Raw genomic sequence first — 13,492 nt, forward strand, 5'->3', positions numbered from 1 at the left:
CAAGCACCTTTGTCGAGGAGACGAGCATGACAGCAGTATCCGATCTGACGAATGATCCGGATCAGCCGCCGTACGACGCGCTGATCTTCATTCATGGTTTCCTCGACAATCGCACCGTCTGGAACGATCTGATCGAGGCGCTTGCGCCCTCTTCGGTGCCCGTGATCGCGCGCGATCTTCGCGGCGCAGGTGATCGTCGCAATGAAGACGACGCGTGCACGCTGGCGCAAGCGGTCGCCGATATCGTGCAAGTGTTCGACGACAGGCGGTTGTCGCGCGTGGCGCTGGTCGGACACAGCATGGGTGCGCAGATCGCGGAACTCGTCGCCAGTGAACGTGCCGCACAGGTCGCGTCGTTGACGCTGATCACGCCCACACCTTTGCGTGGCAACACATTGCCGGACGAAGTACGCGATCTGCTGCGAGAAAGCGGTGACGCTCCCGCCGTCCAGCGTCAGATTCGCGTTTCATTCTCGACCCATCTGAATAGCGATCAACTCGATTCATTGACCGCGCCCCACGTATTGATGAACAAGGCCACCGTTCGCCAGTATTACGATGCGTTCACGCTCGGCGATCCGCGTGGCAATACGCCGTGTGCGTTTCGTGGCCCGATCATGGTGATCGGCGCCCAGGACGATCCTGTGATCACGGTCGAGCAGATCGCCGCCGAATGCCGCGAGCGCTTCCCGGCAGCAAGTTTTCGCATCGTCGCGCACTCCGGTCACTGGCCGCATTTGGAACAGCCGGCGCAAACGGCACAACTCCTCGCGCGACACCTTGGATGGGCAACGCTTAAACCGGCTACGTCCGCGCAAGCGTCACGGCACGACTACGTCAGTGCCTCTGACGAAAGCCGCTGAGCCTCGCGTATATTTCCGAGTTCGACGAAACGTGAGCGAATACGACATGCCAATCCAAAAGGAACTGCTGGAAGATATCGATGGGCGTTGCAATTGTCTTGCGGCGCGCAAGGCATCCCGGTATCTGACAGCGGCATATGACCAGGCTCTCGCGCCCGCGGACCTGCGCGCCACGCAGTTCTCGATTCTCTACAAGCTCGCCAAAGACGGACCGCTCACGATTGGCGATCTTGCCGCCGCCATGGCGATGGATCGCACGACGCTTTCTACGAACCTGAAACCACTCGAGCGGGACGGGCTCCTCGAAATGGTCCCCGGACAGGATCGCCGCGTGAGGATGGTCATGATTACAGACGCAGGCGTAGCGCGCTATCGCACGGCGCTTCCGATGTGGCAAGGGGTTCAGCAGGAATTCGAAGGTCACTACGGCGAAAAGCGTGCAGTCGCGTTGCGCAACGCTTTGCGCAACGTGTTGAATAGCGGATTCAGCCCTTGGGCTGACGGCGAAGGCGCTACCGCTAAAGACTAGACACGCGCCGATCGGGCAGGAGTTGGCGGCGCATGCCGCCCATTCGGCAGCGCATTCGTCACGGATACGCTGCCGGATTATGTGCATATGCACAACGTTGCACACATCATCCGAAATGACAGGAGACACGTATGAAGCACCCCCATATCGTCGAGGCATGCCGGAAAGCATTCAGCGGATTCGAGCTCAACGACAAGACCGACCTCGTTGCCTTACTTGACGACGATGTCGTCTTCGAGTTCTCCGACTCCCTGCCCTACGGCGGAACCTACGAGGGAAAGCAGGAGTTTCTAGCCTTCTGGAAGCACGTTTATGAGAAGTGGGAGACTTTCACTTACGACGCCAGAGCGGTCCTTGAAGCAGACGATTACATCATCGTCCCTGTCCTGACGCGGGCAAAAGCGCTCAACGGTTATCTGATGGAAAACGAACATCTGTTTCTGTTCAAGGTCCGGGACGGCCGGATCGTTCACGGACGCCTCTACGCCGACACCGCGCGAGGACGCGACATTCTGGAAGACAAGCCGCCGAAGCGCTATCCGAAACTGATCCTTAATTAAGCCCATGTCGTGACCTGGACGGCTCGCGCGTTGAGCAATCGAAGTGGCGCGGCAGCCCGGAGGTACTGTCCGGGCGAGCCGCGCGCGACACATGGAGCGTGCCGCCCTCTAGCGCACCCAGCCACGCTCGATCAACGGCACATCCCAACCGGGCTCAGTGCCGAGCCAGTCCACCAGAAACTCGACCAGCGCCTTCACCTTGAGCGCCTGGCGTTGCGTGGCCGGGTACACGGCCGCGAAGTTCAAAGGCGATAGCGCATAGTCGGCGAGAATGGGCACAAGCGAGCCGTCGAGCAGCGGCGCGCTCGCCACCAGCGTGGGCAAACACACGACACCACCGCCCGTCAGCGCATAGTCGCGCAGCAGATGTACCGAGTTCGAGCGGATCATGCCGGGCAGCTCCATCTGGAAGACCTCGTCGCCACGCGTCATCGTCCAGTGATTGCGCGATGGATAGCCCGAATAGAGCGCCGTCGTGTGCTGCAGCAATTCGCGAGGATGCTGCGGCGCGCCGTGCTCTTCGAGGTATGACGGCGCAGCGCAAAAGAGCCGCCTCACGGTAAAGAGCCGCCGCTCGATCAACGACTCCGAGATAGCAGGGAAGACCTGGAACGCGACATCGAAGCCCTCTTCGATGGGATCGACGACGCGGTCGTTCACGATGATGTCGAGCTGGATGCCGGGATAGCGCCGGTTGAATTCCCCTAACACCGCGCCGAAATGACCCAGCGCGAAACCAGGCAGCATCTGGATACGCAGCCGCCCGGTGGGCGTGGCGCGCAATTCGCGCATCTGATCGGTCAGGTCGTTGACGCGCCCCACCACCTCCGCACATTCACGATAGAACGCCTCGCCGACTTCGGAGAGCCGCACGTGACGCGTGCTGCGGTGAAACAATGGGGCGTTGACGAAGCGCTCCAGTTGCTGGATGCGGTTCGTCACGACCGAACTGGTCACGCCGAGTTGTCGTGATGCCTCGGCGAAGCTGCTTGTTTCCGCAACCCGCACGAAAGCCTCGATACTCAGAAAACGATCCATGCCGCTTCCCTGTCATCGTGTACAGCACGTCAGTGTATACGCGCTGACGCCGGCGACAGTGGCATGCGTGAACATCAGCCTGAAGGCAAATGAAAGCGCACGGCGTGCTGCTTCTTCTCGAAGTAGCACGCCGTGCGCATAAGTACTCGTATCGGTGGCTTTATTCGAATTGCTCGGCCACAGGAAATTCGCCCGTCGACCCATTGCGCCGGCGCAATTTGGCAGGTGCAGTCTCCTTGAGCAGCAGGCTCACACCGATGCCAAGCAAAACCGCGCAGATTGGCAGCCACAGAATATTCTGAATGCCAAAGCGAGTCGCGACGAAACCAGCAAGCGCAGGCGCCACCCCGCCGCCGAAGATCTCTCCCGCGCCAACCACGATCCCGATTGCCGTCGAGACCATGCCGACGGGCGCCGCCTCCGTCGCGACCGGTCCGGAGAGCAGCGAAACGAGGCCAAGCGTGAAAAACGCCGACACGAACAGCACAGCGAACAAGGCCACCGGCTGCGCGCCGAGCCCGCGAAACACGTACAACATCACCGCCGTCCCCGCGAAACCGACCACGCTCGCAAGTCGCCGCCCCACCAGATCGGAAAGCCCCGGCAAGCCGAACTGGCCAACGAATCCACCAAAGCCGATAGCCGAGACCACGATACCCATGCGCTGCGTGTCGAGCGCCAGGTACTCGGTGAGATAGAGCGGCAGCATCGCCCCCAGCACGAAGACGCCCGTCATCGCGCAGAACAGCGCGACCATCGCGACACGGATATTCCCGCTCTTCAGCACGTCGCGCCAGTTGCCGCGCCGGGCTTGCGCCGTCGCCTGCCCAGGCGACTCGGAGGGCACCGATACAGGCGTGGTCTTCGGCTCGCGAATCACGCGGAACATCAGCAGGCCGAGGATCAGCCCGGGAACGGAGACCAAAGCGAACACCCAGCGCCACGACATCACGTTGAGCAACTGCGTGGCAATGATGGGCGAAAGAGCCAGTCCGAACAGCGCGAATCCGCTTTGCTGGAGCCCGAGATTGAAGCCACGGCGTTTCGGATGCGAGGCGTCGGCTGTCGCGGCGAAACTCGTCGGGCAGAACGAGCCTTCGGCGACGCCCATCAGGGCCCGCACAGCCATCAGACTCGCGAGTCCGCCCGCAACACCCGAAAATCCCGACAATAGCGAGAACGCGACAATAGCGGGAATCAGGACCTTACGGCGTCCAAACTTGTCGGAGATGCCGCCCATCAACGCAGCGAAGACACCCCATGAAAGACCAAGGATGCCGATACAGTTGCCGACGTCCTGGGCCGTCAGATGCAGGTCCTTCATGATGGACGGGAAAAGCGGCGCGATCAGCCATCGGTCCAGGCCCACCAGCCCGAATCCGAGCGCGAGCAGCGTCACCGCTTTCCATTCGTAGGACACGTCCCACTTGTTCGATCTCATCCTTGTCTCCTATGACAAATTCGACGGCGACCGCACGCAGTGCAAGCAGCCCGCGGCGTACACAGCGCCGACGGAGGAAGAATGATCCAGGCGCAACGTGGAAAGAATGCGATGACGACCGAATACGTCATTCGCGAAATGCAAACAATGGCCGCGACATGCCCCGCGAGGCATGCCGGACAAGGATCTGCGCTGAAAACGGAGGCGGTCGCGTCAAGCTTCTGGTGTACCCCAGGGCTACCCCGGGTAGACGCGTGCCCGGCCGGGCGGCGGTGTGACGCGCGGCAGAGGGCTTCGCCGGTGCTGTCGAGACAGTTACCTCGGGTCTAACGCTCGCCGCCTGCTCGATCCTATGATTCGTCGTTGGGCGGATGACTACCAGCATGTCGCGGCGAAGCGCACCTTCAACAAGGCAATATAACTTCCATACCTTGCAAAGACAGGTTTTTCAGCCAAGCGCCGCCAGAAGCCCTTCCAGAAACCGCAAATACGCCGTTGCCCCCGGATCGGCGTGACCGATGCTGCGCTCTTGCACCCATGCCGCACGCCCCTTCTGCGATTGCAGCGCGGCCGTGCTTTCAACCTGACGCCGCGCGGTCGCAATCATCTCAGCCAGAATCTCGCGCGCGCTCCCGTTCGACGCTTCAAGCACATCGAGGCTCGGCACCAGCGCATCGAGCACGGTCTTGTCGCCGACCTTGCTCTTGCCGCGTTCGACGATGCGCGCCGCGACCGCGCGCCCAATCGTAAGCACGTCGTCTTTGCCGACCTCATGCCTATCCACCATCGTCTTTGCCGCCGCCAGCAGGCCGCCGCCGATCAACGCCGCGAACGTCGAGGGGTTAGCCGTCGAAAAGGCCTGTCCGGCGGCACGCAACATGTCGCTCATCGCCGCGTCGTCGGGTAAGGCGGCGAGCGCTTTCACGACGGCCGCCGATCCCGCCTTCACCGTAATGCCGAGATCGCCGTCGCCGAGCGCCGCATCGAGGTCCCGCAATTCGTCGGTGTGCGCCGGCAGCGCATCCAGCGCGCGGACGAGCAGCGCACGGACGTCATTGCAGGACATGCTCATGATGTGCTCTCCATCAAACCAGCAGCCAGTCGCGATATAGCGGCGAACGCGCGGGCGCGGCGAGCAGCGTTTCGAGTTCGTCGTCGAGCAACATCACGGTGATCGACGCACCCGCCATTTCGAGGCTCGTCACATATTCGCCGACATACGAGCGCGCAATCGACAACCCGTGATCCCCAATCACTTTCGCCGCGCGCCTGAACAGCAGATACAGTTCTTCGAGCGGCGTCGCGCCGAGTCCGTTGATGAGCACGGCAAGCCGCGATCCCTTCGGCGCCTGCAGATCGCCAAGAATCTGACCCATCAGACGATCCGCAATGGCATCGGCGGATTCCAGCTTGCCGCGATGCGTGCCGGGTTCGCCATGAATCCCAATGCCGATCTCCATCTCGCCATCGGGCAGCGTGAACGTGGGTTTGCCCGCAGCGGGCAGGATGGTCGGCGACAGGCCGACGCCCATGGTGCGGCAATGATCGTTCGCCTTCGCGCAAATGCGCGCGACTTCGTCGAGCGAATCGCCGCGTTCCGCCGCAGCGCCCGCGCACTTGAAGACGAACGCCATGCCGGCCACGCCGCGCCGGTCGCTCGCGCGCTCCGCTGGCGCCGACGCGACATCGTCGGTCAGCAAGACGGTCTTGATGTCGATGCCTTCGGGTTCTGCGAGATCGGCGGCGAGATCGAAGTTGAATACGTCGCCGCCGTAGTTGCCGTACACATACAGCACGCCCGCGCCGCCGTTCACAGCTTTCGTGGCTTCGAAGATCTGTTGTGCCGACGGCGACGAGAACACATTGCCTACCGCGACGCCGCTGCACAGCCCTTCGCCGACATAGCCAAGAAAGCCCGGCATATGGCCCGATCCACCGCCCGTGACGATGCCGACATGCCCCGCTTTCGGCGCATCGGCACGCACGAGTGCGCGACGGTCGGCTGTCGCGGCCTTGATCCAGCCCGGGTGCGCGAGCAACAGCGCATCAATCACTTCGTCAACGAAATCATCTGGCTGGTTGATGATCTTTTTCACGCGATTCTCCTTGTGATGATCAGTTCTTGCGCCGTTGGCTGAGCGCATCGAGCATGACGGCGGCGAAGATGACGCCGCCCTGAATGAACTGGGTCCAGAACGGATTGACGCCGAGCAGCGACAGACCAACGTTGATCACGCCGATCAGCACCACGCCGATAAACGTGCCGACGATCGAGCCGCGCCCGCCCGCCAGCGATGTCCCACCAATCACGACGCCCGCGATCACCTGCAATTCGAGCCCGTTGGCGGCCGAAGGCAACGCTGAGTTGAGCCGTCCCGCGAGCACGATTCCCGCAATCGCCGCCGTCACGCCGGCGAGCGTATAAGTCAGAAAGATCACGCGACGCACGGGAATGCCCGCAAGCCGCGCCGCCTCCTGATTGCCGCCGACCGCGAACACCTGGTGACCGAACGTTGTCTTGCGCAGCAACACATGGCCGATCACGAACACGATCAGCATCACGATCATCGGTGCGGGCAAACCGGCGAACGTCTTCGCTCCGAACAGCGTGAACGCATTCGGAAAATCGAACTTGGTGCGGCCATCGGAAATGGCGAGCGTGAGACCACGGCCCATCGCCATCATCGCGAGCGTCACGATGAACGGCACGAGCCTGAGCCATGTCACTGAGAAGCCGTTCAGCGCACCGACAAGCGCACCGACCGCGAGCGCAATCACGAGACCGGCGATGCCGACCCCGATGGCATCGGGTGTCGAACCCGCCATGAAGGTCGCGGCGACCATCCCGCTCAACGCGACCAGCGAGCCGACCGACAGATCGATACCCGAGGTGATGATCACGAATGTGCCGCCCACCGCCGCGATGCCGACCACCGACGTCTGCACGAGGATGTTGGTCAGCGTACTCGTCGTCAGAAACTCGGGCGACGCAATCGACAGCACGACGCAAATGACGATCAGCGCGGCCAGCAAGGGACCGACGCCGCTGCGCAGTTGCCGGATCACGCGACTCGAAAGCGCTTCCGGGTCAGTCTGTTTCGCTGCCGTCGAAGTCATGCTCGTGCTCCTGTTGTCGCCCATTGAATCACCGTCTCCGAATCGGCTTCGTCGCGGGGCAGTTCCGCAACGATCCTGCCGCGATACATCACCAGCACCCGGTCGGACATGCCGAGCAGTTCCGGCAATTCCGAACTGACCATCACCACGGCCGCGCCCGCGCGCGCCATCGACACCATATGCGCATAGATTTCCGTCTTCGCACCGACGTCGATGCCGCGTGTCGGCTCGTCGAGCATGATCACGGCCGGCTGCGTGGCCGTTGCGCGCCCGAGAATCACCTTCTGCTGATTGCCGCCTGACAGATTGCCCGTGATCTGCACGACGCTCGACGCCCGCACGCCGAAGCGAGCACTCGCCTTCTGCGCGAGCGCACGCTTTCTCGCATTGCGCACGAAGCCGCCCGTCGCGATCGCCTTCAGGCTCGACAGCACGATGTTCTCTTCGATGCTCGCATCGAGCACGAGTCCTTCGAGCTTGCGATCTTCGGCGGTATAGACGAGGCCCTGGCGCACGCCATCGGCGGGCGAGCGGACCACGGTCTTGTTGCCGCGAATGAAGATGTCGCCTTCGGTCACCTTCTGCGCACCGAAGATCGCCTTCAGCAACTCCGTGCGGCCCGCGCCCGCAATACCCGCAATCCCGACGATCTCGCCCGCGCGCACCTTGAAGCTCGCGTGCCGCACGATGGGCGGACTCGCGAGATCGCGCACTTCGAGCACGACTGGGCCGTAATCGCGCGGCTCCCACGGGTAGAACGAGTCGAGATTGCGCGCGACCATCGCCTGCACCAGATCCTGTTCGGTCCACGCCGACATCGGGCGCTCGCTGACCGTCGCGCCATCGCGCATCACGACGGCCGAATCGGCCAGCTCGAACACTTCTTCCAGATGGTGCGAAATGAAAATGATGCCCATGCCCGCAGCGCGCAAACGTCTCACGACGGCATACAGATGCGAGATGTCGTCACGCTGCAACGCGGCCGTCGGTTCGTCCATCACCAGAATGCGTGCGTCGCGCGCAATGGCTTTCGCAACTTCGATCAGCTGCCGCTTGTTGAGCGGCAGATCGCCGAGCCGCATGGATGGCGACACGCCGTCGAGGCCCACTTGCGCAAGCGCCTGTCGCGCATTCTGATCGGCCTCGCGACGCTGAACGAAGCCGTTGCGTGCCGGCATGCGGCCAAGAAACAGGTTTTCCGCCACCGTCATATCGTTGACGAGCGACAGTTCCTGATAGATCACCGCAACGCCCGCATCGATTGCCGCGTGCGTACCGCGTCCGAGCGGCACGCCATTGATCTCGATCGTGCCTTCGTCCGGTTCGTAAGCCCCCGATAGCGTCTTGATCAGCGACGATTTGCCCGCGCCGTTCTCACCGACGATGGCCAGTACCCGGCCCGCCTCGAGCGTCAGGCTGACGCCGCGCAACGCCTTCACACCCGGAAAGCTTTTGACGATGCCCGCCATGCGCAGCAACGGCGGCACATGGCTGTCGGCACCCGCACGCGGGTGTGGCTGCACGTTGTCCTGCGGCTGCGAACTCGTCCCGGCGTTCATGTGCTAATCCCGCATTCGATGACGGGCCCGCGCCTTGCAAACGGCGCCCGTCCAGGTTACATCGATACGTTACTGGCTCACCTGCAGCGACCACAGACCGTATTTTTTCGTTTCGTCCGAATCGATATTCGACTTGTCGATCAGGAACGTCGGCCATGCGTACGTGGCGGGCACGGACTTGCCCGCCGAGTTGTCGGCGATGAAACTGAGCGACTTCGCGGCCATTTCAATCGGGTTCTGCGAGATCGTCGCGTCCTGCTTGCCTGCGCGGATCGCCGACAAGGCCTGCGCCGTGCCATCCGCCCCGATGACGAGGATGTGCGCCTTGTCATCGAGCGGCTTGTAGCGGCCCGCGTTGTCGATCGCTTTTTCCGCGCCCACGGTGTTGTCGTCGTTGGCCCCGAACACCGCGTCGATCTGCGGGAATTTCTGCAGGATGTTGGTCATCGCGTTCAGCGACTTCTCCTGATCGAAAGCACCTTCCTGACGCGCCACGACCTTGATGTCCGAGTACTTCGCGATCTCATCGCTAAAGCCCTTTTCACGATCGGTGGCGGCCGTCGTGCCGACCAGGCCGATCAGGTCGACGACATTGCCCTTCGCGGAGCCGTAGCGTTTGGTCAACTGATCGGCGATCCATTTCGCGCCCGTTGCGCCGAGCGCGACGTTATCCGACGCGACGAACGACGTGACCTTGCCGCCGTCCGATCCTCGATCGAGCGTGAAGACGGGGATGTTCATCTGATTCGCTTTCTGCACCACGGGGATGATCGCCTTCGAATCGATCGGATTCAGCACGAGCGCGGTGATGCCTTGACTCAGCAGATTGTTTGCGTCGTTGACCTGCTGTTGCGCATCGCCGTTCGCATTGGTCTGTACCAGATCGAACGACTCATCTTTCGAGCCTTTTTCGACGCCGAGCTTCAATCCGACGAAGAACGCGTTGTTCAGCGTCGCGATGGAGAAGCCAATCTTGGTCTTGCCGCCCGGGGCCGACGCCGGCGCAGCGCTCGCGACTGCGGCGCCGCTTGCGCTGGCATCGCTCGCCGCGGTTACCGTCGAAGGCGACTCGCTCTTCGAGCAGCCGCTCAACGCGGCGGCGACGCACAACAGTCCAGCACCCGCCGGCGCGGCGAGTGAACTCCATCCATTAAACCGTGCTGAATTCCAGGCCATGAGCGTCTCCGTTGTTCAAATAGTCAGTTATCAGATACCGGGAGTCGATGTACGCGGATGCGTACCGACGGGTCAGACTCGACACACTGCACACTACGGGCGTTTGGGTCGCACGCCATATTGACTAAATCTGTCCACCACCTCGGCCATCTGTTCGTCCGACAGCACGGGCGGCGCGCCGAGTGTCGCCGCGAGCAGATACTGCTGCGCCAGCACTTCGACTTCATTCGCGAGCCACAAGGCTCGCCCGAGATCGGGTCCAAGCGCAATCACGCCATGATGCGCAAGCAGACATGCAGTCCGGTCTTGCAGCGCAACCACCGCATGATCCGACAGCGCCTGACTGCCAAAGGTCGCATAGGGCGCGCAACGAATCGAATTGCCGCCCGCAGCGGCGACCATGTAGTGATGCGCGGGAATATCGCGACCGTGAATCGACATCGCCGTGGCCGCGTTCGAATGGGTGTGGACGACCGCGCCGATTTCGGGCCGTGCGTGCAGAATGTCGCGATGAAAGCGCCATTCCGTCGACGGCCGCTTTTCGTCGAATACAGGCGCAGTCGCTTCGATATCGAGTGGCAACCAGACGATTGTGTCCGCATCCAGTTGCGCCGCCGGCACGCCGCTCGGCGTAATCAGAAAGCCATCGCGCCAGCGCGCGCTCACGTTGCCCGACGTGCCCTGATTGATGCCCAACCGCACCATTTCCCGCATCGTGTTCACGATGTCGGCACGCAACGCGTCTTCCGTCGCTGACTGGCTGTTCACGCTCACGATGCCGTACTCGCAGCGGGCGCCTGGGCCTGAAACAATGCCTTGAGGTTGGCTTCGAACGGTTTGGCTATGATGCCTCGTTCCGTGATGTAACCCGTCACGAGATCGTGCGGCGTCACGTCGAACGCGGGATTCAACACCTTGATGTCCACAGGCGCGATCTGCTGGCCACCGAGATGGGTCACCTCGTCGCCATGACGCTCCTCGATGACGATCGTGCTGCCATCGGGTGTCTGCAGATCGAGCGTGGACGACGGGCACGCCACATAAAACGGCACACCGAAATGACGCGATGCGATGGCGAGACTCAATGTGCCGATCTTGTTTGCGAAGTCGCCATTCGCCGCCACCCGGTCCGCGCCGACGATGACGACATCCACCTTGCGCAGCGCCATCAGCGACGCCGCCATGCCATCGGTGATCAACGTGACGTCGACATTGGCCTGCCGCAACTCATACGCCGTCAACCGCGCGCCTTGCAACAGAGGCCGTGTTTCATCGGCATATACGCGAAATGCGATGCCTTCCTGATGCGCCATATAGATCGGCGCGGTCGCGGTGCCAAGCCCGGTCGTCGCCAACGCGCCGGCGTTGCAATGCGTAAGCACGCCACAGCCCGCCGTAATGAGCGGCATGCCGTGCAACCCGATCTGTTCGCACAGCAACTGGTCTTCGCGATGAATCTGCATCGCCTCCTCGACCAGCGCGCGATACAGAGCGGCGGAATCGGCAGCGCCCGAACGGTCGGCGGCGCGCAACATGCGCTTGAGGCTCCAGTTGAGATTCACCGCCGTTGGCCGCGCGCTGTCGAGATACGCCGCCCGCTCGATCAATGCGGCGCGGAACCCATCGAGCGGCAGGTCACGCGACGCCTGCATCGACACACACAGACCATAGGCCGCCGCGACGCCGATTGCCGGTGCGCCGCGTACCCGAAGTTCGTGAATGGCCCTCCACACTTCGAAAGCCGTCGTTAGCGCTTCGATCACAGTTTCGCGCGGCAAGCGTGTCTGATCGATGATTCGCAGACTGTCGTCTTCCCACGCGAGCGTAGCGGGCAGACTTTCGAAGATTGGCAAAACCATAGGTGCTCCACGGCAATTTGATGTGTGCCCGACTGTTTCGGCTTTCTGCATTTGATGGCTTGCGATCCCGTTCATTGCAAGCGATGCTCGCGGGTCTGCACATCGCGCGCCAATTCCACGACCTCCTCGATCGATCCAAACGCGTGACGCTCGATCAGCAGGCGCTCGGCAAACTGCACGCATTTCACTTCGACAGCCGCACGAATCGCATCGTCTGAAATGCTGGTGATATCCGCGACCTTGGCCATGCCGACAATCCGCCGGATCATCTTGCACCCCGCAAAGCCCAGTGAGTTCGCCAGCAAGCGCTGCATGAAACGCACGCGATAGGCTTCCGCGCAGTGTCCGCCCGGATCATCGCCGATGAAATGACTTTTCCGGCGGCTCTCATGCTCGCGCCACAACAACCGGAATTTGTCCGCGAACGCCGTCCAGATGCCCGTGATCTGATCGAGAAGCCACTTGCGATAGTCGTCGGATCCTTGCCCTGTGCGACGGTCATGCCAGTCGCGCGAGAAATAGGCGAGCAACAGATTCGCCAGCACTGCGCCGACATCGAAGCCCATTGGTCCGTAGAACGCGAACTCGGGATCGATGACGTAGGTTTCGTCCTGGTTCACCATGATCGACCCCGTATGCAGGTCACCATGCACCAGGGTCTCCGCATCGTTCATGAACGACCATTTCATCTCGGCCACGGCCACGCGCAGCGCGGGCGTTCTCCAGATGCGTTCGATCATCTGCTTCGGGAACGCGTTGCTGTAGACGTTGGACGGATGATCTTCGAACGGGAAGGTGAATACGAGGTCTTCGGTGATCTTGCAGAGCTCGGTGTTGATTGCAGCGCTCACCGCCTGCTTTTTGACTTCGGGTGCAAGAAAGAGATCGGAGCCGTAGAACAGCGTATGCGCAAGATAGGTCGACAGATGGTCGGTGAGCTTCGGATAAACATGACCGTCCATCAGCTTCTGCCGCAGGATTGCATGCGTCGACAGCCGCTGCATCACCATCAGATACAACTCGGTATCGGCGTGATAGACACGCGGCACGTGCTGCGGACACAGTTCGCCAAAGCGGCGCAGCGCCGCCACTTCCCGGATCATCCGATGCCGCGTCAACGGCCACGTCTTGCCCACGAGCCGCAAAAATGGCGGGGCCTGTTTGACGACGACACTTTTCTCCGGCGTCCGCGCGTTGCTGACGAAGTAGACGTAGTTGAGATTGCCGTCACCCACTTCCGCGATGTCGAGTTCGCCCGGTTGATTGAGCAACGCATACACGGATGGCACGCCTCGCAGATAGGCGGCCAACTCCGAAGAACTCAGTGCTTCGAATTCCATCAACGTCTCC

Annotated in this window: 13 protein-coding genes; 3 read left to right on the plus strand and 10 right to left on the minus strand. The window is 62.0% G+C overall.

Annotated elements, in window-relative coordinates:
* The first annotated feature begins 26 nt into the window (after positions 1-26).
* From C2L64_RS30350 to C2L64_RS30360, 3 genes are all read left to right on the plus strand, one after another.
* Positions 27-863 (plus strand): alpha/beta fold hydrolase, encoded by an 837-nt coding sequence (locus C2L64_RS30350; RefSeq protein ID WP_007581167.1) that lies wholly within the window; start codon positions 27-29, stop codon positions 861-863.
* Between the two features lie 46 nt (positions 864-909).
* Positions 910-1,392 (plus strand): MarR family winged helix-turn-helix transcriptional regulator, encoded by a 483-nt coding sequence (locus C2L64_RS30355; RefSeq protein ID WP_007581169.1) that lies wholly within the window; start codon positions 910-912, stop codon positions 1,390-1,392.
* Between the two features lie 131 nt (positions 1,393-1,523).
* Positions 1,524-1,952, plus strand: a complete 429-nt coding sequence (locus C2L64_RS30360; RefSeq protein WP_007581171.1) for a nuclear transport factor 2 family protein — start codon at positions 1,524-1,526, stop codon at positions 1,950-1,952.
* 108 nt (positions 1,953-2,060) lie between these two features.
* Here the strand turns inward: C2L64_RS30360 and C2L64_RS30365 are convergent, their stop codons facing one another.
* The 10 genes from C2L64_RS30365 to mtnK all read right to left on the minus strand — a co-directional run bounded on the left by C2L64_RS30365 (position 2,061) and on the right by mtnK (position 13,482).
* Positions 2,061-2,990, minus strand: a complete 930-nt coding sequence (locus C2L64_RS30365) for a LysR family transcriptional regulator (protein ID WP_007581173.1) — start codon at positions 2,988-2,990, stop codon at positions 2,061-2,063.
* Positions 2,991-3,150: 160 nt separating this feature from the next.
* Positions 3,151-4,431 (minus strand): MFS transporter, encoded by a 1,281-nt coding sequence (locus C2L64_RS30370; RefSeq protein WP_007581175.1) that lies wholly within the window; start codon positions 4,429-4,431, stop codon positions 3,151-3,153.
* A 448-nt stretch (positions 4,432-4,879) separates the two neighbouring features.
* Positions 4,880-5,503, minus strand: coding sequence for a DAK2 domain-containing protein (locus C2L64_RS30375; protein ID WP_007581177.1), 624 nt, complete (start codon positions 5,501-5,503; stop codon positions 4,880-4,882).
* A 13-nt stretch (positions 5,504-5,516) separates the two neighbouring features.
* Positions 5,517-6,527 (minus strand): dihydroxyacetone kinase subunit DhaK, encoded by a 1,011-nt coding sequence (locus C2L64_RS30380; RefSeq protein WP_007581179.1) that lies wholly within the window; start codon positions 6,525-6,527, stop codon positions 5,517-5,519.
* A 19-nt stretch (positions 6,528-6,546) separates the two neighbouring features.
* Entirely contained in the window at positions 6,547-7,548 is a 1,002-nt protein-coding gene (locus C2L64_RS30385; RefSeq protein ID WP_007581180.1) for an ABC transporter permease, read from the minus strand.
* Complete coding sequence (locus tag C2L64_RS30390) at positions 7,545-9,107, minus strand: sugar ABC transporter ATP-binding protein (protein WP_007581182.1); 1,563 nt, start codon at positions 9,105-9,107, stop codon at positions 7,545-7,547. The genes C2L64_RS30385 and C2L64_RS30390 overlap by 4 nt, the downstream gene beginning before the upstream one ends.
* A 69-nt stretch (positions 9,108-9,176) precedes the next feature.
* Positions 9,177-10,283: a sugar ABC transporter substrate-binding protein gene (locus C2L64_RS30395; protein ID WP_007581184.1), complete on the minus strand. Its 1,107-nt coding sequence runs from the start codon at positions 10,281-10,283 to the stop codon at positions 9,177-9,179.
* A 93-nt stretch (positions 10,284-10,376) separates the two neighbouring features.
* Positions 10,377-11,057 (minus strand): class II aldolase/adducin family protein, encoded by a 681-nt coding sequence (locus C2L64_RS30400; RefSeq protein WP_007581185.1) that lies wholly within the window; start codon positions 11,055-11,057, stop codon positions 10,377-10,379.
* Positions 11,054-12,142, minus strand: a complete 1,089-nt coding sequence (gene mtnA, locus C2L64_RS30405) for an S-methyl-5-thioribose-1-phosphate isomerase (protein ID WP_007581187.1) — start codon at positions 12,140-12,142, stop codon at positions 11,054-11,056. The genes C2L64_RS30400 and mtnA overlap by 4 nt, the downstream gene beginning before the upstream one ends.
* Positions 12,143-12,213: 71 nt before the next feature.
* The gene (mtnK, locus tag C2L64_RS30410) at positions 12,214-13,482 is read right to left on the minus strand and encodes an S-methyl-5-thioribose kinase (RefSeq protein WP_007581189.1); all 1,269 of its coding nucleotides are present in this window, start codon (positions 13,480-13,482) and stop codon (positions 12,214-12,216) included.
* Positions 13,483-13,492 lie beyond the last annotated feature (10 nt).

Source organism: Paraburkholderia hospita (assembly GCF_002902965.1).
Lineage (GTDB): Bacteria > Pseudomonadota > Gammaproteobacteria > Burkholderiales > Burkholderiaceae > Paraburkholderia > Paraburkholderia hospita.